Below are 19,334 nucleotides of genomic sequence, written 5' to 3'. Positions count from 1 at the left end.
TCTCGCTCCTCTATTCCTTGTAACCGAAATTGGATAAGGCAAAATCACTGTCCCGCCAATTCTCTTTCACCTTTACCCATAGCTGCAGAAAGACTTTTGTTCCCAGCAGCGCTTCAATCTCCTGTCTAGCGCTCTTTCCTACCCCTTTCAGCTTCCTGCCTTCTTTTCCTATGATAATTCCTTTGTGGGATTTTTTCTCACAGTAGATCACCGCTCCAATCCTGGTAAGCTTTGGATTTTCTTCATACTGCTCGATCTCCACCGCCACGCCGTGAGGGACTTCGTCCTGCAGATACATCAACAGCTTTTCCCGAATCAATTCGCTGACAATAAAACGTTCCGGATGATCCGTTACCATATCCGCCGGAAAGTACATCGGACCTTCGTTTAAGAAAGCCTCTGCGGCTTTTATGACATCCTCCACATTTTTTCCCTGAGAGGCGGAAGTGCCGATAATACCTGAAAAGATTCCTGTTCCCTCGAATTCTTCATACGCCCTCCGATACTCCTCCGGTCCGGTTTTATCAATCTTGTTAATGACCAGCAGTTTCGGAGTTTCTACTTTTTTAAGCATTTCCAAAATATACGGGTCTCCCGGTCCCTTGCTCAGCCGATCGTCGGTGATAAAGATAATCCCGTCCACCTCATGGAAGGTATTAAGCGCCGCTTCGGTCATAAAATCCCCTAGCTTATTTTTTGGTTTATGGATTCCCGGCGTGTCGATGAAAATCATCTGCACCCCTTCCCGTTCTTCAGTTTCCTGCCTCGTATAAATTCCCCGTATCGTATTTCTTGTAGTCTGGGGTTTCTCTGTGGCAATGGCGATTTTCTCTCCTAAAATCGCGTTAAGCAAGGTAGATTTTCCCACATTGGGTCTACCGATAATACTGATAAATCCTGATTTCATTCTGTCTCCAATCGAAAGCCTTCCGGAAGCAGCCGGCTTAAAGGCTGCACCCTCAGGCTGTTTTCATCTTTTCCTGTGATAACGTCCAGTTCCGGGCTGAATTCGTACATAAACTGCCTGCAAATCCCGCAAGGCAGCGCCTCGCCTCCGCTGGAAGAAATAGCGATGGCCTGAAAGTCCCGATACCCTTCTGAAATCGCCTTCACAAAGGCGGTCCGTTCCGCGCAGATAGTCGCGCCATAAGAAGAATTTTCGATATTCACTCCCGTGAATACGGTCCCGTCTTTCGCAAGCAGCGCGGCTCCCACCTGAAAATGAGAAAAAGGCGTATAAGCGTTCTTTTTAACCGCGTCCGCTTTGCGGTATAAATCTTTATATTCCCCTTTCATCCGTTTTCCTTTCCAGCCCCAGCTGCTTCATCACTTTCTCTTCTTTCGCCCGCATTTCATCCTTGTCCTCTTTTTCCATATGATCATAGCCCAGCAGATGGCAGATACTGTGGACAAACAGATACACCATCTCTCTCTCCTGCGAGTGGCCGAATTCACACGCCTGCTCACGAACCTTCTGAAGGCAGATCACCACATCGCCGATGGGAATGTCGCCTTCCTGTGGAAGTTCCCTTATATCCTCGTATTGCGGAAAAGACAGGACATCCGTAACCCGATCCACCCCCCGGTAATCCCGATTCAAGGTTTGAATTTCTTCACCGCTTACAAGGGTCAGGCTCACTTCCGTCCTCTCCGGATCAATACCCTCGGACTCTACACACAAAGACGCTGCCTTTTCCAGCGTCTTAAGCAGTTCCGCTTCCAGAACCCCGGCTCCTTCCGACGCGTCGTATAAAATCTTCATTCCTTATCCTCCTCATACGGGTGAGCCTGATAATACTTATCATATGCCCCGATAATCTTCTTAACCAGCTCGTGCCGCACAACGTCTACATCCTTCAGATAACAGAAATCGATACCCTTTACGTTTTTCAGAATTTTAGCGGCTTCCAGAAGTCCGGATTTCTTACCTCTGGGGAGATCCACCTGTGTTACGTCTCCGGTCACAACAATCTTTGACCCGAACCCCATCCGAGTCAGAAACATCTTCATCTGTTCTCTCGTCGTGTTCTGCGCCTCATCTAGAATAATAAATGAATTGTCCAGCGTCCTCCCCCGCATGTAGGCAAGCGGCACAACCTCGATCGCTTCTTTTTCTTTCAATCGCAGTGCGCTTTCTCTTCCCAAAACGTCGTAAAGGGCATCATAAAGAGGCCTCAGATATGGATCCACCTTCTCCTGCATATCGCCGGGAAGAAACCCCAGGCGCTCTCCCGCCTCCACCGCCGGACGCGTCAGAATGATCTTCTGCACTTCTTTATTCTTAAAAGCATGGACTGCCATGGCAACCGCGATATAGGTCTTACCTGTTCCCGCGGGCCCGATTCCAAAGACAATATCTCTCTTGCGGATGCTCTGCACATATTTTCTCTGTCCCAGGGTCTTAGGGCGCAACGGCTTTCCCTTATGAGTAAAGCAAATGATATCCTTGTTCACCTTGCTTTCCTCATAGGAGAGACCTTCGTCCTTCAGGGCAATCACGTAATTGATCTTCTGTTCATCCAGCTTTTCACCGCTGGATATGATTTCCATTAGTTCCTGAAAAATCGCCTCCGCCCGTTTCGCATCCTTTCCACGCAAAATCAGTTCATTATCCCTCTGCATAATATCCACATCGAGATTTTCCTTCAGGATGCGGACATTACTGTCCAGCGTTCCAAACAGCTCCCCGCGGTCAATTGTTTCATCGATCGCGATTTTTCTTATGTTTTCCGTCTCGTTGTTTATCAACTACAATCTCCTCTTCTATTCCTATTTTCTGCAGGGTCTCTAATGTCACACCTATAGTTATTATATTTTTTTCCCGTGAAAAATTCAAACTTTTATTTAAGATTTGTGTGCTTTCCGGTAAATTTTCTTTCACATACCTGCGTACCTGCGCATTTACCGCTTTTTTTAGTTCTCTGTTCCCAGCCTTTCTCTGGCTGATCCGTACTTCTTTGACGCAAACAAGATCCACTTTCAGGCGGAAAGGCTTTACAATGTTAAAAAGATTTTTCGTTTCCACGATGCAGGTCTCATAAGTATTCAACGCCTTTGCCGGATTGTGACCGTTAATGGAAATTCCCCAGATGCAGCGCCCTGTTTCTTTTTTGATCCGTTCATACGCTTCCGCGAAAAAATGGAGCCGCTGGGGAATCTTTGCCTCAACTGTCCCCGCCGCATGAACATAAGTTTCCGTTTCATCTTCTGACTCGGTTCCGTATGCTGTGCTGTTCAGCGGAATCTTTCCCGTTATCAGAACATCTCCTTTTTTTACATAAGCCCCGTCCTTTACTGCCCTCAGCCCTTCTTCAGGATCTACACTGCTGATATATCCGGCTTTGTCTGCTACAATGTTACATGGCTTTTTTTTCGCGACGTTTGTTTCTTCTTTTTTTATCGGGTTTGCGCCCTCTGAAATCTTTACCTGCGCCAGATTTCCATCTAGGGTAATCCCTGCCCAGGAAATGTTATCGTATTCCTCATAAAGCCGTATTTTGATCGAATCCACATCCAGTTTTTTCCTGCATCCTTCATAAAGACCCGCTTCCGCCAAAGTTTCACGGAGGGACGCCTCACTAATTGTTTCATACCCGTCAATTCGAATTTCCACAACAAACAGACTCTGATAATAAAGAAAGGCCGCGAAAAGGATCATTCCCAGAATTGTAATTTTTCGATTTCTCAGAAAACCAAGCCAGTATCGGTAGCCTCCATTTCCGAGAATCGTAATTTTATAACGATTTCCCGCCATTTTTTTCAGTTTCTTAAAGTCCCGATCACTTACAAACAAAGTTAGCTCCAGGTTGCTGACAAATGTAATTCCCCGAAGGCGGATTCGGTCACGGATACATCGATCGACCAATTTATCAGGCTGGAAACCTTCAATTTTTATCTTCCTGTAATGTTCCGTAAAACTGGAGTTGTTCCAAGTCACCGGTTATCAGCATCCTTTCGTCTTTGAGTTCCTTTATTTTCAGGCCTTTCCCTCTGACTGAGGTAAAACGCTGCCCATGATATACGATGATCTGTTCGGACGAAAGCAATACCAGTTTTTTTACATTATCCAGAATCACAGTATTGCCGCTGAGCAGTACCCTCGGCAGATGAATGGAAAAATCAAACAGCAGTTCATCCTTAATGGCCATAGTCCCTCCTTTTCATTTCCTTCTATTTTATTAGAGCTTTTCCGGGAATATGTCAGACTTTTACGGTAAGATTATTGAAACTTTTATCCGTTTGTGGCAAAATCAGAAAAGGAAGCAAACCTGTACCAATTTAATTCGTAAGAAAGGAAAACGGAAACATGTACGATTATCACACACATACTGCTTTTTCCGATGACTGCGATATTCCTATGGAAGAAATGATTGAGGGCGCGATTGCCCGGGGCGTTGAGGAACTTGCCATTACCGATCATTATGACCCCGGCTATGAAGACCCTGAATTTCCGTTTACTCTGGATTTTGACGGATATTTTAAAGCGCTCCTGGAGGCGGAAGAAGCTTATAGATGTCGGATTCAGATTGTAAAGGGAATGGAAGTCGGCATCATGGAGGAAGAGCTGGACGAATGTACACGCGCGGCAAGCGAGTACCCCTATGATTTTATCATTGGATCCTTTCATAGTATCGGAAAGGAGAATCTGTATCGGATTGATTATGAAAATACGGACGGCCCTTCTCTCCTGGAGCGGTTTTACACCTATATCAACCGCTGCTTTAAGAAATACAAAGACTACGATATCGCCGGACATCTTACCCTGATCGACCGTTATATCGGAAAAATTTACGATTATCATCCCTATATGGATATCATTGAAGATACGCTCAAAACAATTATCTATGATGGAAAAGGACTGGAAATCAATACTTCCAGCTTTAAATACGGTACCGGGATCTGGCTGCCCCGTGAAGATGTGCTGAAACTTTACAAAGATCTGGGCGGAGAAATTCTCACCTTCGGGTCGGACTCCCATGATCCGGAACATTTTCTGGATCACTTCGAAGAAGCTCATGCCCTTGCGAAAAAGCTGGGTTTTCGTTATCAATGTATATTTCGCAAAAGAAAACCGGAGTTTATCAAGTTAGATTAATCCGATCAAAAGAGCTGCCGTAAATTTACGGCAGCTCTTCGCTATTATTTTCATTCTTCCTCTTCATGCGCAAAGTGCTCTTCCAGCCTGTACTTGGACGGATCACTGCCGGCAAGCTCGATGACATTTCGTCTTTCAATCGGTTTATAAATCCGTTCCTCTCCTACACTCAGATAAGACGGCCGGATGATTTTATCCACATTGATCAATTCTTCGATCCGGTGGGCGCTCCATCCTACAACTCTGGCAATGGCAAAAATCGGAGTATAAAGTTCCAATGGTATATCCAACATACGATAAACAAGCCCGCTGTAAAAGTCCACATTGGCGCTGACCCCTTTATAGATCTTGCGTTTGTCCGCAATGACCTGGGGCGCCAGTTCTTCCACCGCCGAATACATAGCGAACACTTTATCGTAACCCTTTGCCTCCGCCAGCTTTTTCACAAAACCCTTGAAAATCTCAGCCCGCGGATCGGATACACTGTAAATCGCGTGGCCCATTCCATAGATCAGACCCTTTTCATCAAAGGCTTTTTTATCTACGATATCTTCCAGATATTTTCGAATCTTATCCTTGTCGGTGATGTCCTTTACTGTTTCCTCCAGATCCTGCATCATCTCCACAACTTTAATGTTGGCTCCGCCGTGCTTCGGACCCTTCAGCGCGCAAAGGGCAGCCGCGATAACCGCGTAAGTATCCGATCCCGCGGAAGTAATGACTCTGGTGGTGAAGGTTGAATTGTTCCCGCCTCCGTGTTCCATATGAAGCATCAGGGCAATATCCAGCACATGAGCTTCAAGTTCCGTATACTTCATATCCGGCCGCAGCATGCGGAGCAGATTTTCCGCGGTAGAAAGATCCGGATTCGGTCTGTGGATATACATGCTGCTGTCCCGCTCATAATGATTGTACGCGTGATACCCATATACCGCCAGCATTGGAAATACACTGATCAGCATCAGGCACTGCCTCAGCACGTTTTTAATGGATGTGTCCGACGCATTGGGATCGTAGGAGGAAAGAGTCAGAACGCTTTTGGTCATCGTATTCATGATGTCCTTTCCCGGTGCTTTCATAATCACATCGCGGACAAAATTAGTCGGCAGCCCCCTCATTCTGCCAACCACCTGCTGAAACTCTTTCAATTCTTCTTCTGTAGGAAGCTCTCCGAAAATCAAAAGATAGGCCATCTCCTCAAACCCATAGCGCTCTTCCGCGATTGGCCCTTTTACCAGGTCAACAATATTGTAACCCCGGTAAAACAGCTTTCCCTTACACGGAACCTTGTGCCCCAGGTATTCTTTATATGCCTGAATCTTTGAGATGGACGTCAGTCCCGTAAGAACTCCGATTCCGTTTTTATCGCGCAGTCCCCGGTTCACATTATGCTCGTGAAACAGGTCGCTTGTAATATAATCGTGTTCTCTGCACAATCTGGACTGCTCTTTCAGATATTCGTCTAAATTCTTCATTTTTACCTCCCGTTTTCCTGGGGGAATCTCTTATCCCTCAATAATCTTTACATAGTATGTCCGGTTCCTCGGTCCGTCAAAATCACAGAAATACAGATCCTGCCAGATCCCGAACAAAATATCCCCTTCATGGATAATCAACGTCTGCGACGGTCCGCAGATCGTTGTCTTAATATGCGCGTGTGAATTCCCCTCCAGATGGCGGTACTTCATATCCTCTGTAGGAAAATTCTTTTCAAACCCGTACAGCATATCGTGCAGCACGTCCGGATCCGCGTTTTCATTGATCGTAAAGCCTGCTGTCGTATGGGTAGAAAAAATCACAGCGATCCCCTCTTTTATGCCGCTCTTTTGCAGATCCTCTCTTATCGAATTGGTGATCTTAATCATCTGCTGCGGTTTCTGCGTTTTTAGTTTGTGCTCATAAAGATACATCACACATCCTCCTTCCTACCATTGGATTTTCTTTCCCTGCTTTCTCCAGTTACGGAATTCCGCGGCAGCGGTAAACAGCGCGTCTGAGGAAGAGTTCAGCGCGGTTTCGCAGGAATCCTGTATGACGCCGATTATAAATCCGACACCGACTACCTGCATGGCGATATCGTTTGAAATTCCAAACAGGCTGCACGCCAAAGGAATCAGGAGAAGCGATCCCCCCGCGACACCTGAAGTCCCGCAGGCGGAAATCGTCGCCACCACGCTGAGCAGCAGAGCCATAGGGAATGTAACCGTAATGCCCATTGTATTTGTCGCCGCCATGGTAAGCGTTGTAATCGTAATTGCCGCGCCTGCCATGTTAATGGTCGATCCGAGCGGGATGGAAACCGAATATTTTTCCTCGTCCAGTCCCAATTTTTTGCAAAGCGCCATATTTACCGGAATATTGGCCGCCGAACTTCTTGTAAAAAACGCCATGATACCGCTGTCCTTAATGCAGGTAAGCACCAGCGGATATGGATTCTGACGGATATTCAGAAATACCAGGATCGGATTCACAACAAAGGCTACAAATAGCATACATCCTACCAACACCAGGATGATTTTGCCATAAGAAGCAAATGCTTTAATACCTGTTGTAGACAGTGTAGTAAATACCAGACCGAGAATTCCAAAGGGCGCGCAGTTGATCACCCAGCGGATCGCGACCGAAAGTCCGTCCGTAATATTTCCCAGTACATCTTTGGTCACCTCTCCGGCGCCGCGCAGGGCAAGTCCGAATATCACCGCCCATACCAGAACACCTACATAGTTGGCGTCTACAATCGCTCCGATGGGATTGCTGACCGCGCTCAACAGAAGGTTCTCCAGAATTTCAACAATTCCTCCCGGCGCGGAAGCTTCCGCGCTTTCCGCCAGCGCCAACTCTGACGGAAACAGAAAGCTCGCGACAACCGCCGTAAAGGCAGCCAGCAGCATGCCTGCAAAATACAAAATGATAATCTGTTTCATATTGCTGCTGTTTCCCTTCTGATGTCTGCAGAGTGAATGCATGACCAGAAAAAAAACAAGAAGCGGCGCCAGAGCTTTCAGCGCGCCTACGAACAGATCTCCCAAAATCCCAATCATTTCCGCCTGAGGAACGGCAAGTCCCAAAATAATGCCTGCCGCGAGACCCGCGATAATCCGTTTTACCAGGCTGATGTTGTTCCATTTCTTGATAATGTTCATGATCTTCTTCCTTTATTCGTTCCCTTCTCTTTTTTAAACTCCTACTATATACGTTAATCGGAAATATCATAAAAGTCAAATAAAATCAGCAAACGCAAATTTGTTCGATTATTCTATAAATTCTAACTTCCACCTATATCTGTCTCCTTCCGGATCTTTCACATATCGCAGATAAGCGCTGAATTTATTTCCCTTTTTACTGATCAGTCCGCGAAATCCGACCTTCCCGTTCTGCAGGAGCAGCCGCACCATTTCTTCGGAAACATGTTTTCCCATAGATTCGATAAATCGATCCTGTTTCCAGACGGTAAAACGGCATCCGTTTTTCCAGTTGCTGCATCCGTAGGCTTTTTCCGACTCAATAACCGGGTTTCCGCATTCCGGGCAAAGGCCGATTACCTTAACCGAGTCCGGAACCGCGACTTTTGAGGCGAATATTTTATCCTCTTTGATTGTTTTCACCGACTGCGCGGTAAACTCTTTTATCATTTTGAGAAAATCCTCTTTCTGGAATTTGGCTTTCTCAATATCCGCGAGAGTCTTTTCCAACTTTCCGGTATATTCCAGATCAAACAGTTCCTTTACCGGAAAGGTCTCGACCATCATGCGTCCCAGCTCGGTACAGATCAGAGATTTTCCCTTTGCCGCAACATAACCGATCTCTTTCAGCCTGCGGATCGTTTCAGCCCTGGTCGCCGGAGTTCCGATGCTGAACCCGCTGAGGATCGCCATCATCATTTCTTCCGAATCTTCTTCCTCATAGCGTTTCCCGCAGGTTTCCATAACTCGCAGCAGCGTTTTTTCCGTATGATGCTTGGGAGGCTTTTTTACCACTTCTTTTACCGAAAGCGTCTTCATCCGAAGCAGTTCGCCTTCCTTTACCTGCGGCATCAACACTTCTTTCGCGCCGACCTCCTCCGCCTTTTTCCAGCCTGCCACCAGCTGGACTTTTCCCCTGGCGTGAAAAACGCCTCCGCAGCCTGCCTCTTCCGGCTCAATTATAAGCTTTGTCTCTTCACTTTCCGAAACCGGAAGGAACTGGGCGGCAAACCGGTTGCGCACCGCTTCGTAGACAATCTTTTCATCCGGACTCAGATTTTTGGGCGCTACATAAGTCGGTATGATGGCCGAGTGACTTTCTACCTTTTTGCTGTCAAAAATTCGCTTGGAATCAGTAAATACAAGTTCCTCTTCATAGGGAAGCCCCTGCTTGATTGTGTCCAGAACTCTCGCCGCCTTTTCTTTCAGGCTCTCGTCCAGAACGCTGCTGGAGGTCCTCGGATACGTAATCAGTTTCTTTTCGTAAAGATCCTGAGCAACCTTAAGCACCTTCTCCGAAGTCCACCCTTTTTGCTTGCTGGTAATATACCCCTGCAGATTGGATAAATTGAAAAGATAGGGAGCGTATTCCTTTTTTCTCTCCACTTCCTTTTTTTTGATTTTCGCCTGCTTTCCCTGCAGTATCTGCCGCTTTTTCTCAAGCTCATCTCTGTCCTCAAATTTTTCGCTATCCTTTTCGCAGTAAACCGCCTCAATCGGCTCTCCCTGTTCCGTCAGAAACAGAGCGTTCAGCTTGTAATATTTGGATTTCCGGAAAGTTTCAATTTCTCTGTCCCGGTCATAAAGGATTTTCAGTGTCGGAAGAAGAACCCTTCCGATATTCAGAACCTTATTATGATTGGCGTTCTGATATTTTACAGTCGCCACAGAGGTCAGATTGATCCCGATGAGCCAGTCGGCGATCTGTCTTCCGAATCCCGCGTCCTGCATAGGCTGAAGCTGAGTATTGGGTTTTAAGTTTTCCAGGCCGGCCAGAACCTCATCTCTGGTCCATTCATTCAGAAGAAGCCGATCGATCGGTTTATCCGTCTTAAGATACAAAAAAATTTCATCCGCAATGATCTGACCTTCCCGGTCATAGTCCGTCGCGGAAATTACAGACCCGATATCTTCCCGTCGCAGCAGTTCTCCGATAATACGCAGCTGCTTTTTCGCGCCCTCATCCTCTGTCGCCCGTTTCCTGTCCGCTGATTTTATTTTATACTGAAAGGTCTCCGGGATAAAAGGAAAGTTCTCCATTCTCCAGCCTTTGCGCTCCGGATCGTAGTCCTTTACGTCACACAGCTGCAAAAGATGTCCAAACACCCATGTGATGACATAGTCTTCCCCTTCCATGTAGCCGTCCCTTCTGCCTTTAATGTCAAGCGCGTCCGCGATGTTTCTCGCTACGGACGGCTTTTCTGCCAGAATCAGTCTCTTCAAAATTTCATCCGCTCTTTCCCCTTTAAGTTTTCTTCTATTTTAACATGTCCGGGGCAGGAAAGTCGAGCAGGATTTCGCTTGGCGGCGGGCTTATCCATAAAACGCCTATATCCCGCTCCCTCTGCCGGCTCATAACAATAGCAAAAGACCTGCCAATTGGGATTCGTCCCTCTTGGCAGATCTTTCTTAGGCCATCGTAAAGAAGGCAGCTCTTATTTCATGACTTTTTCCAAGAGCTTCTTATAGCTGTCTACAACGCGATATACGACTGCACCTCACTCGTTCTCATCTCCGCTTACGTCCAACATCTGTTCTTGAAGCAGCTTTTGCAGAGATTCTTTGCTCGGTAAAACAGTCTCATATTTGCTGGCAAAAATCTGCGCGTTATCCTCCGGCAGTGTCATTTCTACGATCGCGTTATTTTTATCTTTACAAAGGACGATACCGATGGTCGGATTTTCATCCGGCAGTTTGACCTTGCGGTCGTAGTAGTGTACGTACATCTGCATTTGACCAATATCCTGATGCTTGAGTTCTCCAATCTTCAGGTCGAAGAGGACAAAACAGCGTAGCAAACGATTATAATCACTTGGTGTCTTTACCGTCTGCCCCTCTTCCGAAAGTCGATAAACCTTCTCTTTATCTGTACTGAGTGCCAATCGCTCATAAAGAGAACTGTTGTACTGTCGTTTCAGCTCACTCAGGCTCCAATCATTCTTAACCGCCTCGATTTCATAAAAATGTCGTTCCTCTATATTGGCAATACGCATAAGTTTCAAATAATGTGACCAACTTAGGCAAAATTTACGGCCAGTACTGACGACAGGGAGATCTTCAAATTGGGTAAACACTGTTTCCCCAATTTGATCCTGAGAATACACCATATAAAAACGACGCATAAGTTTCAGGTTCTCTGCAGAATAGCCTTTTCCAAACTGCTGTGTCAAGTATAATGAGAGTTCTTTTAAAAGCTGCGTTCCATATGCAGCACGGTTTGCACCGTGCTGTTCTTCCTCCACGATCATCCGGCCAATTTCAAAGTAAGCGTAGACCATGGAAAGGTTGACAGCGGTTTTAGCGTTTTCTCGCGCTTGCGTGAGCACCTTGGCAACACTTTCCAAAAAACTGTGATCAATAGGAGTCATTTCTTTTTTTGTCATACCTAGTCCTCCTTAAATCACTTTTACCCGGGTATCCGGAGCAGGTATCTTGAATATCTCATTAACAGTTTCCTTGATATTATCAAAAATCTTCATCAGTGGTACCTGACTTTCTATTTTTCTTTGCCGCGAAATATGTCCCTAAGCACTATTTCCTTCTATCAGTATCGTCAGACACGAACTCATCGGCATCTTCGATACCGCGTTCAAAGCCTCACAATCCTTAAGCAGACCAAATTTTTTTGAGTTATAAACGTTAGGACAATTATATCAGACAGCAGACGTAAAAACAATGATCGCCGTTACAAGCGCACAAATGGCACTCGAAATTCAAAGACGATTGGTTTAGAACTACAGGCATAGTCCACAGGCTTCAATTCTACAGTCTGTCACCACCAGTTGAACTGGTGGTTTATTCATGCCTTTAGGCGCTAAAAAAATAAGACCCAGAAGAATGAACTCTTCTGAGCCTTATGAACTGACTCTCTAATCCAGATTCAGCTGTTATGGATTATGACGCCTTACCAAGCATGTCATGGATATATGCCCGTAATCCGTCCTCCGTATCTATGCCGTATTTCTGGTTAATCAGGATATAATACTTCATGATCCTCTCTTTCGGCAGAAGCTCACTGGAAGGAATGCTGTCGCCATATCCTTTTCTCGCTTCTATCCAAGGAGCCTCATTGTGCGTGATCCTCTCCAATACCTTCCCTCCATACATTCCGAACGTATTCACAACAAGACCAATCACCCTCTTCTCATCATCCGTCAGGGCATCCACCGTTCCTTCCAGAAGCGCGAAGCGTGCGTCATCGATCGGATTATATTTGAAATCCCGGAACAGCTCATACACCTCCGGATAAACCGGACCATGAACCCACGCCCTGCAATCCTCTGCAAAGATCGGCCTTTTATACAACGCGGAATAAACGCCCTGGATGAAATACAGAAGCTTCTGCAGCATAAGCGGCGTTACCTCTTCCAACTTTTCGAATATATACGCTATTACCCGGAGCATCTTATCCGAAACGGAAAACAGGCTCTCTAGGCTTTCTGCCGCGGCAAAAGCTTTCCTGAATGCCGCATCCGTCAATTTTTCACGGTTCTCCATGAGCTTCTGCTTCATTTGCGCCGGGGATGAAAGAGTTACTTTAATAATATCCGAATACTCTTTGGAAGGCATTTGTCCTTCCAGATATCTCGGAATCGTCACCTCTCCGAATCCAAGCGCCAAGGACAGAGGAGTCTTTCCAATCTTATAAATCTTCATCAGCCTTTCGATATCATCCATCGATACAAGCCCTTCTGCAGTTCTATACTGTTCATCGATTTCCTGAACATTCTTATCAATAAGACCCGGAAGGCTCATTTCCTCTCCGCACTCTGCACAGACAGCCACGGTGATAGCAAAAATATACTCTTTATCCTTTATATTCTTTACGATGTCCTTCTTCTGTAAAAAATACTCGGTCTCTTTCCTGCATTCTATGCAGAAGTCTCTTCTTACCTTCTCTGTCATAATGCTCACCTCCGATTTGTCTCCTGATTATCTGAAATAGTATGTAAGCGGGCACTTCTGTTCATGGAACGAAATTACGATCACAAAACAGTTTTCCAGCTTGTTGAACTTGATATACAGAGATACTGTTTTTTCTTCTGTCCCGGTTCTCTCCAAAAGAACTACATCTTTTCCAAATACATACAGTCGTTCATGTTCAAATCCCTTATGCTCATTCTGCAGGATTTCTGAAAAATCCATTGCAGTAAGACTCAATATAATTTCCTTGGCTTTTGCCTCATCAATCACATAATCCAGAAACAGATTGATGTTATCCTGTCGCTTTGCATTCCTGTCAATCCTGTATTTGTCCTTTTCAACAGCATTCTTCACCTCGGAAAGGTACTGCTCTATGTCTTTCTGATCTATGTTCAATACTTTATCCTCCGCAGAGCACATGATATATTTTTTTATTTTTTCTATCATCATTATAACTTTTTGATTGCTTTTTGTCAATATCCTATCATTGGAAGTTACAAGCTCGCAGATGGCGCTCGAAATTCAAGGGCGATTGGTTTAGAATCACAGGCATAGTCCGCAGTTTTTTGTATACAAAAACCTGCGAGCATATCACTCGCAGGTCATCCTTTGGTGCGGATAAGAGGATTCGAACCTCCACGAAAACAATATTCACACGGACCTGAACCGTGCGCGTCTGCCAGTTCCGCCATATCCGCATATGTTGGCTTACTTGTACTATTCTACAAGAAAGCCTCACATTTGTCAATCATTAATTCACATATTTTTTCAAATTCCCCGATTTACGGATTGCAGTTCTGACACGGCTCATACCCCTGTCGCAGCAGCTCAGCCCGGCTGCCTTCAAAATCCTCCCGGTTCGCGGCTTTCATCTCCGATACGCTGCCACACGCCGGACGATGGAATTTGTGGGTATTAGTATTCAGAACGTAGGAACCCTGTTCCCCGCTTTCCGTCCTCTGCCCGCCTGCTGTTCCAGAAGTTTCTTCCACACGCCGGCTTTCTCCTGTGGCATAATCGATTTCAATGTCCGGCTGGTTGTTATAAACGTACACATTGAAACAGATTCCCTCGCCGCCGTCTTCCACGGACTCCGCCTCCATCTGCACGCCGCTGGCTACCAGATTGTCTCCCTCAAATATCGGCGTCACCCGGTAAAGAACATGGTTTCCCGTTTCTTTTATGTAATCCGCCGTCATGTTCTCAAAGGGAAGCATTCCATCTACATTCATCGCCCTGGTGCCGGTAATCAGATTGCATTCATTGGCATTTTCTCCTGTCAGCTGATATCCGATCAGATGGCACCGGTTATAAAGATATTTTCCGTCTACCTCTTCGTATCTCTGGGTCTTCCAGCCCGAAGGCTTTATCATGCCGATGCTTTCCCGTTCTTTATGGGGCATCCGATCCGTTCCGATATTGGCAAATGCCACGCCGCATCTGCCGAGGCTGTCCAGATCGCTGTAGGATTCAAAGGATTCTTTCTGAAAATCTCCTTCTTCAAACTCCGGCTGATTGTCATTGATTACAATATACGGCTTTCCCGAGTAGGCCGGAACCTGTCCCGGAGAATCCGCCCTCGCGCTTTCGGAAGCCGAAGATTCCGCTGCGGCGTTTCCTCCCGCGCCGTCCGCCTCCGATCCGGTCTGTCCGGAAGAACAGCCCGCAATACTGAGCAGACAGATCAAAAGGACCGCGGCCAGACTGAGCATTCGTCTTTTCATTTTATATAAATCTCCTTCGTTATTTTTTCATGGGAAAAGCCTTTGAAGTCGCTGGTTTCTATAAGGCTCCACCCGTGCTCCGCAAGGGGGATGTCGAACCAGAAATCAGCCGGATACACCCGATTCCACCGGTACAGGACAATGGTTTCTATCCGCTTTTCCACAGCCTGCGCGCTGTCCATTTCTACAAAGCACCAGTCTCCCAGTCCAGCTTTAAAAAGAAAATCCTCATCGATCCGGACATCACCCTTCCTGTCAGCGAACTGTTTTGCCGAATATCGGTTCATCCAAAGCGGGCGCTTTCCACAGCTTTCTAAAACGGCTTCGCGCACCCGCCGGTCCCGGGACTGCCGTCTGCCATGAAACAGCATTCCCAGATTATCATCTGCACAGGCAACTAAAATCAAAGTCTCTCTCCTCTCCCGGAACCAATCGTCCCGCGGTTTTCCAGAAAAAATTATAACCGAAAAGCGCCCGGCGTTCAATGCCTCTTTGAGCAGCGACAGGATTGGCGCGAAGATAGTCCCCGGCACGCTTGACTTTTAAGAATTCGTATGTTTACCGAAAAGGCTTATGAATGGCTGAAAGTTATTGGTTCCCTTGATGCCTCAGGAATCCGCACCAAATAAAAAACAGCTTTCCGACTTGAAAAGCTGTTTTTTATTTGGTGCGGATAAGAGGATTCGAACCTCCACGAAAACAATATTCACACGGACCTGAACCGTGCGCGTCTGCCAGTTCCGCCATATCCGCATGGAGTGCGTCTTTTCTGACTCGCAAGAATTAGTATACACAAAAACGCCTCCCAATGCAAGAGGAAATTTCAAATTCCCCATCTTTTTTACCGCACTGTTACCGCACCTTTACGCGCTTTTTGCCGCTCCAGTTGGAGTAATATTTTTTTCCACCCACCGTTTTATAAGTCCGGATCCGAACATAATACCGTTTTCCTTTCTTTAATCGTGAAATCGTCTTTTTTATGATCCTGTTTTTCCGGATCCTCTGCTGTTTTGCCTTTTTCATAGAGTGGTAGCGGGAATACTGAATCTGATAACCGGTAGCCGCCCGGTTCCGTTTCCAGGTCAGCCGGACTTTCTTCTTCCCCTTCAGCGCCTTCGCACTTTTTATCTTCGTTCCCTCTGGGATTACGGTAACCGCCACCTTCTTCAAAGCGGTCCGATGGGATCCCGTCGCAGCCGCTGTAATCGTAATTGTCGTTTTCCCAACTTTTCTGACAGTTACCATTCCATTGCCGCTTACAGACGCGACCCGCGGATTCGAAGAACGGAAAGAGAGCCTGCCTTTCGCCTTCGCTTTCAGAGAAAAACGTTTCGCGTTTACCACCTTTTTAAAGGACGATGGCCCGGAAATCGTCTGTCTCATGGTCGGGGCCGGCTCCACCGTTTTATCCGGTTCCGTCGGCTTGATTACCTCTAAAACCTGCACCGAACAGAACGTTTTTTCCTCTTCCTTTCCCTCCGGAGTCACACAATAAATCTTAGCCGTTCCTTTCTGCTTCCCTGTCACAAGGCCGTCCGCTGTGACAGACACTGCCAGCGGATTTTCCGAAAACCAGATAACCCTTTTACTGGTCGCGTTCTCCGGCAAGACTTCCGCGTTAAGCTGCAGCGTCGTTCCCTGCGGAAGGCGGATCGAAGCCGGATCAATCCGGACAGACTCCGCCGGAATATAATCCTTTTGTGAAACGTCGAACACCTCGGCGTCCGGAATCGTAAGCAGATTGGATTCCTTGTTCAGATACACCTCTGTCTCTTCATCCCTCAAAGAAACCTGATCGCTTCCCGCGATTCGTTCCAGCTGAAGTTTTTCCTGGTCTGCTCTTGAAAACGCATAGACCGCGCAGGCAGCTTCGCGCACTTCATCGGAAGACAACTCAATTCGGCAGGCTTCTCCTTCCGGAAGGGAAATCAGCACCATCCCATTATCGGAAATCGCCGCCGCGACTCTGACTCCCGCCGCGGCAAGAACCGTTCCGTCTTTGATTTCCAAAAGCACTTCATCACTGTCGATTCCGCAGACCCGGATATCCAGATTGTCGATTTCCTCTCCGTGGATGATGGTTGTCGTTCCGCCGCTGATTGGAATCGCTCCGCTGTGGCACTTGACATCCAGCCAGTCGATCTGTTTTACATTCCACTGAGCCGCAAGAGCCTCGCAGCCTGTATCGCCACCCCGGTCAATGATGCCGGCGAACATCTGGCTGGAAAAATATTCTGCCACCTTCCGGCAGACCTCCAGCGACAGCCGCGTGTACATTCCGAAGGAATGGCAGAACTGCTCCGCCTTTTCCCAGGTTGGCCGATCAATGGCGTCTCCTGTGTTCACAAACGCTTCTTTCTTCTTTTCCAAAACCGGCTTCATGGTGTTCAGTAAATCCGCCGCCGCGTAGGCGTACAAATACGCGTCCGAAACTCCGTCCGTATTGCGAAGCTTTTTATCCAGAGCAACCGTCAGATCATAGCCGATCACAATCCCTCCAAGGAAAGAGCCCAAGCTTCCTGCGATTTCTGGTGAAATCCGCTCATACAGGAATTTTCCCACATTCCATTTGATCTTCTCTCCGTAAATCACGCCCAGACCTTCTCCGCCGGCTCCGATTTTCACCTCCTGGATTGCCTTTTCAATATCGTAATCGTCCTTCAAAGAAACATAGTAATTCAGGCTCTTTGCCATATCTGCATTTCCGTCCGCCTCTGCCTGATCTGCCATTTCCGACAGAACCTGACGGAAGTTTTCATCTGTGTTGGCATAAGCCTGCAGGACAGCGATCTTCTGCGTCATCTCCCGAACCACTTCCACTCCGTCGTCAATATGGTCGAGAAGCCCCAAAAACCCGGAAGAACAGTCATAAGCAAAAAACAGCTTTTTCAGCACGCCGTTTCCTCCCCATTTGGTTAAAAGCTCATCCAGCGCCTCATAAACCGGCTCTCCCGAATGATCCTCGCCCATCAGAATCTTCTCGATGATCCCCTTTTCTGCTTCACTGAAATCAGGACCTTCCCGATTTATCAGAGCGGTTATATCCTCGACAATCGCCCGCTCTGTGGCCAGATAATCGCCGGTGAAAGCCTTTTCCTGGGTTTCCACCGATTCCTCGCTGAGAATCATAGTCGCCAGCACCTGATCGTAAGGGCTGTCAAACCACTCGCCCCGCGCCGCCTTCCAGGTTTCGTAATTCGGCTTCAGGCTTCCGAAATCGGTCAGAAATTCGCTTCCCACATCGCAGCCGTCCACAAGAAAATCATACGTTGTCCCGTTGATGAAGGTCCTGTGCTCTTCAATGTAGGTTTCCTGACCCGGCTCCAAAGGGATTTCCTTCTCTTCTATTATACCGTCTTCTTCATCCAGCAGATGATACGTGATGTCAGGGCATCCATAGCCGCCATACCTTTCACTAAACTGCAAAATACGTTCCCATTCCTCGCTGTCCTTAAAATAGCAGACAGCTACATTTTTCAACCCGGAAAAACTCAATTCGTCCGCCTGTCCATTATCCTCAATCTCTGGCGCCAAACCTTGAAAATAAATTTTTTTCAAATTTGTACATCCGCTGAAAACGCGCCTTCCCAAAGAGACGCGCACGTCTGATTCCGGAAACACAATCTGCCGAAGGCTGGTACAATCTTTAAATGCCGCATTACGAACAATCGACAATTTTTTCGGGAGCGTCACATCCGTAAGCGCTATGCAGCCTTCGAACATCCCGTTATTAACCCCAAGGCGGTTATCTGATTCAGGAAAGACAACACGTTCCAGAGATGTACATCCCTTAAAAAGATAACTCCCGTTTATATCTTCGTCTATTTCCGGAAGCTCAACAGAAACCAGATTCTTACATCCTGCAAAAGCCTCGTCCGAAATACGAATCACATAGGCCGGAAAATCAATTTTCTCAAGATCCGAATACGCGAATGCGTGGTCATAGATATATCGCACACTCTCCGGAAGCATCACTTCCGGAAGCCCTGATTTCATAAAGGCATGATCCCCTATTTCGTCTAATACGTCCGGGAACTCAATGGAATCAATATCCAGACCGTAGAAAGCATAATTGCCGATTGTATCAATGTTCTCTCCAATAACCACTTTTGAAAACAAGCTGTCCGCCTGCGCCCAGGGCGCAGGTTCGTTCTCGCTGTAATTCGGCATTTCTGACATTTTATCCGGATCTGAAGATGGCGCCTTTTTTATCGTCAGCGTATCATTGTCAATTGTCCACGTCAAAGAACCCACAAATCCGCTGGTCTTAACCCCATCCTCATCGCCCGCCGCCAGCGCCTCCGCCGGAATCATGACCGTCAGCATACACACAGCGATCAGCAGCGCGAACCCTTTCTTCAGTTTTCGATATGAATCACGGTACATCATAACTTCAGCCCCTCCAGCCGG

Annotated in this window: 17 protein-coding genes and 2 tRNA genes; 1 reads left to right on the top strand and 18 read right to left on the bottom strand. The window is 46.9% G+C overall.

All coding sequences use genetic code 11. The annotated features are described in order from the left end of the window. Window positions 1-10: 10 nt before the first annotated feature. Genes era through H9L42_RS02015 form a run of 6 tightly spaced genes read right to left on the bottom strand, consistent with a single transcriptional unit; the run spans window position 11 to window position 4,148 of the window. Entirely contained in the window at window positions 11-907 is an 897-nt protein-coding gene (gene era / locus H9L42_RS02040; protein WP_187301771.1) for a GTPase Era, read from the bottom strand. Continuing rightward, on the bottom strand, window positions 904-1,296 hold the full coding sequence (gene cdd, locus H9L42_RS02035) for a cytidine deaminase (RefSeq protein ID WP_187301770.1): 393 nt from the start codon (window positions 1,294-1,296) through the stop codon (window positions 904-906). The genes era and cdd overlap by 4 nt, the downstream gene beginning before the upstream one ends. Beyond that, complete coding sequence (ybeY, locus tag H9L42_RS02030) at window positions 1,280-1,762, bottom strand: rRNA maturation RNase YbeY (RefSeq protein WP_187301769.1); 483 nt, start codon at window positions 1,760-1,762, stop codon at window positions 1,280-1,282. Before ybeY ends, cdd begins: the two co-directional genes overlap by 17 nt. After that, window positions 1,759-2,748: a PhoH family protein gene (locus H9L42_RS02025; protein WP_187301768.1), complete on the bottom strand. Its 990-nt coding sequence runs from the start codon at window positions 2,746-2,748 to the stop codon at window positions 1,759-1,761. Before H9L42_RS02025 ends, ybeY begins: the two co-directional genes overlap by 4 nt. Continuing rightward, window positions 2,702-3,937 carry a sporulation protein YqfD gene (locus H9L42_RS02020; protein ID WP_187301767.1) on the bottom strand — a complete coding sequence of 412 codons (1,236 nt, stop codon included), beginning with the start codon at window positions 3,935-3,937 and terminating at the stop codon, window positions 2,702-2,704. Before H9L42_RS02020 ends, H9L42_RS02025 begins: the two co-directional genes overlap by 47 nt. Beyond that, complete coding sequence (locus tag H9L42_RS02015; RefSeq protein ID WP_187301766.1) at window positions 3,885-4,148, bottom strand: YabP/YqfC family sporulation protein; 264 nt, start codon at window positions 4,146-4,148, stop codon at window positions 3,885-3,887. The genes H9L42_RS02020 and H9L42_RS02015 overlap by 53 nt, the downstream gene beginning before the upstream one ends. 158 nt (window positions 4,149-4,306) lie before the next feature. On the opposite strand from H9L42_RS02015, the gene H9L42_RS02010 reads away from it, so the two are divergent. Next, entirely contained in the window at window positions 4,307-5,095 is a 789-nt protein-coding gene (locus H9L42_RS02010) for a histidinol-phosphatase HisJ family protein (RefSeq protein ID WP_187301765.1), read from the top strand. A 50-nt stretch (window positions 5,096-5,145) separates the two neighbouring features. Here the strand turns inward: H9L42_RS02010 and H9L42_RS02005 are convergent, their stop codons facing one another. From H9L42_RS02005 to H9L42_RS01950, 12 genes are all read right to left on the bottom strand, one after another. Then, complete coding sequence (locus H9L42_RS02005) at window positions 5,146-6,570, bottom strand: citrate/2-methylcitrate synthase (protein ID WP_187301764.1); 1,425 nt, start codon at window positions 6,568-6,570, stop codon at window positions 5,146-5,148. Between the two features lie 30 nt (window positions 6,571-6,600). Beyond that, window positions 6,601-7,005: a secondary thiamine-phosphate synthase enzyme YjbQ gene (locus H9L42_RS02000; protein WP_187301763.1), complete on the bottom strand. Its 405-nt coding sequence runs from the start codon at window positions 7,003-7,005 to the stop codon at window positions 6,601-6,603. A gap of 15 nt (window positions 7,006-7,020) precedes the next feature. Then, on the bottom strand, window positions 7,021-8,241 hold the full coding sequence (gene sstT, locus H9L42_RS01995) for a serine/threonine transporter SstT (RefSeq protein WP_187301923.1): 1,221 nt from the start codon (window positions 8,239-8,241) through the stop codon (window positions 7,021-7,023). A gap of 105 nt (window positions 8,242-8,346) precedes the next feature. After that, window positions 8,347-10,500: a type IA DNA topoisomerase gene (locus tag H9L42_RS01990; RefSeq protein ID WP_187301762.1), complete on the bottom strand. Its 2,154-nt coding sequence runs from the start codon at window positions 10,498-10,500 to the stop codon at window positions 8,347-8,349. 275 nt (window positions 10,501-10,775) lie between these two features. Continuing rightward, window positions 10,776-11,660: a PDDEXK nuclease domain-containing protein gene (locus H9L42_RS01985; protein ID WP_187301761.1), complete on the bottom strand. Its 885-nt coding sequence runs from the start codon at window positions 11,658-11,660 to the stop codon at window positions 10,776-10,778. Between the two features lie 511 nt (window positions 11,661-12,171). Then, a complete protein-coding gene (locus H9L42_RS01980) occupies window positions 12,172-13,182 on the bottom strand; it encodes a Panacea domain-containing protein (protein WP_187301760.1) in 1,011 nt (336 codons plus the stop codon). A gap of 27 nt (window positions 13,183-13,209) precedes the next feature. Next, window positions 13,210-13,596, bottom strand: coding sequence for a type II toxin-antitoxin system MqsR family toxin (locus tag H9L42_RS01975; protein ID WP_187301759.1), 387 nt, complete (start codon window positions 13,594-13,596; stop codon window positions 13,210-13,212). Between the two features lie 214 nt (window positions 13,597-13,810). Continuing rightward, window positions 13,811-13,898, bottom strand: a tRNA-Leu gene (locus tag H9L42_RS01970). 84 nt (window positions 13,899-13,982) lie between these two features. Then, window positions 13,983-14,924: a DNA/RNA non-specific endonuclease gene (locus H9L42_RS01965; RefSeq protein WP_187301758.1), complete on the bottom strand. Its 942-nt coding sequence runs from the start codon at window positions 14,922-14,924 to the stop codon at window positions 13,983-13,985. Continuing rightward, a complete protein-coding gene (locus H9L42_RS01960) occupies window positions 14,921-15,331 on the bottom strand; it encodes a ribonuclease Z (protein ID WP_207734891.1) in 411 nt (136 codons plus the stop codon). Before H9L42_RS01960 ends, H9L42_RS01965 begins: the two co-directional genes overlap by 4 nt. A gap of 258 nt (window positions 15,332-15,589) precedes the next feature. After that, window positions 15,590-15,677, bottom strand: a tRNA-Leu gene (locus tag H9L42_RS01955). Between the two features lie 99 nt (window positions 15,678-15,776). Continuing rightward, window positions 15,777-19,313, bottom strand: coding sequence for a leucine-rich repeat protein (locus H9L42_RS01950; protein ID WP_187301757.1), 3,537 nt, complete (start codon window positions 19,311-19,313; stop codon window positions 15,777-15,779). Window positions 19,314-19,334 lie beyond the last annotated feature (21 nt).

The organism is Zhenpiania hominis (assembly GCF_014333425.1).
Lineage (GTDB): Bacteria > Bacillota > Clostridia > Peptostreptococcales > Anaerovoracaceae > Hominibacterium > Hominibacterium hominis.
The sequence above is the reverse complement of the archived record's forward strand: the minus strand, read 5'-3'. Positions and strand labels throughout refer to the sequence as shown.

What these genes read in the sequence shown, in the direction of transcription:
- era (WP_187301771.1), bottom strand. Translation starts at nt 907, where the DNA reads ATGAAATCAGGATTTATCAGTATTATCGGTAGACCCAATGTGGGAAAA.
- cdd (WP_187301770.1), bottom strand. Translation starts at nt 1,296, where the DNA reads ATGAAAGGGGAATATAAAGATTTATACCGCAAAGCGGACGCGGTTAAA.
- ybeY (WP_187301769.1), bottom strand. Translation starts at nt 1,762, where the DNA reads ATGAAGATTTTATACGACGCGTCGGAAGGAGCCGGGGTTCTGGAAGCG.
- H9L42_RS02015 (WP_187301766.1), bottom strand. Translation starts at nt 4,148, where the DNA reads ATGGCCATTAAGGATGAACTGCTGTTTGATTTTTCCATTCATCTGCCG.
- H9L42_RS02010 (WP_187301765.1), top strand. Translation starts at nt 4,307, where the DNA reads ATGTACGATTATCACACACATACTGCTTTTTCCGATGACTGCGATATT.
- H9L42_RS02005 (WP_187301764.1), bottom strand. Translation starts at nt 6,570, where the DNA reads ATGAAGAATTTAGACGAATATCTGAAAGAGCAGTCCAGATTGTGCAGA.
- H9L42_RS02000 (WP_187301763.1), bottom strand. Translation starts at nt 7,005, where the DNA reads ATGTATCTTTATGAGCACAAACTAAAAACGCAGAAACCGCAGCAGATG.
- H9L42_RS01985 (WP_187301761.1), bottom strand. Translation starts at nt 11,660, where the DNA reads ATGACAAAAAAAGAAATGACTCCTATTGATCACAGTTTTTTGGAAAGT.
- H9L42_RS01980 (WP_187301760.1), bottom strand. Translation starts at nt 13,182, where the DNA reads ATGACAGAGAAGGTAAGAAGAGACTTCTGCATAGAATGCAGGAAAGAG.
- H9L42_RS01965 (WP_187301758.1), bottom strand. Translation starts at nt 14,924, where the DNA reads ATGAAAAGACGAATGCTCAGTCTGGCCGCGGTCCTTTTGATCTGTCTG.
- H9L42_RS01950 (WP_187301757.1), bottom strand. Translation starts at nt 19,313, where the DNA reads ATGATGTACCGTGATTCATATCGAAAACTGAAGAAAGGGTTCGCGCTG.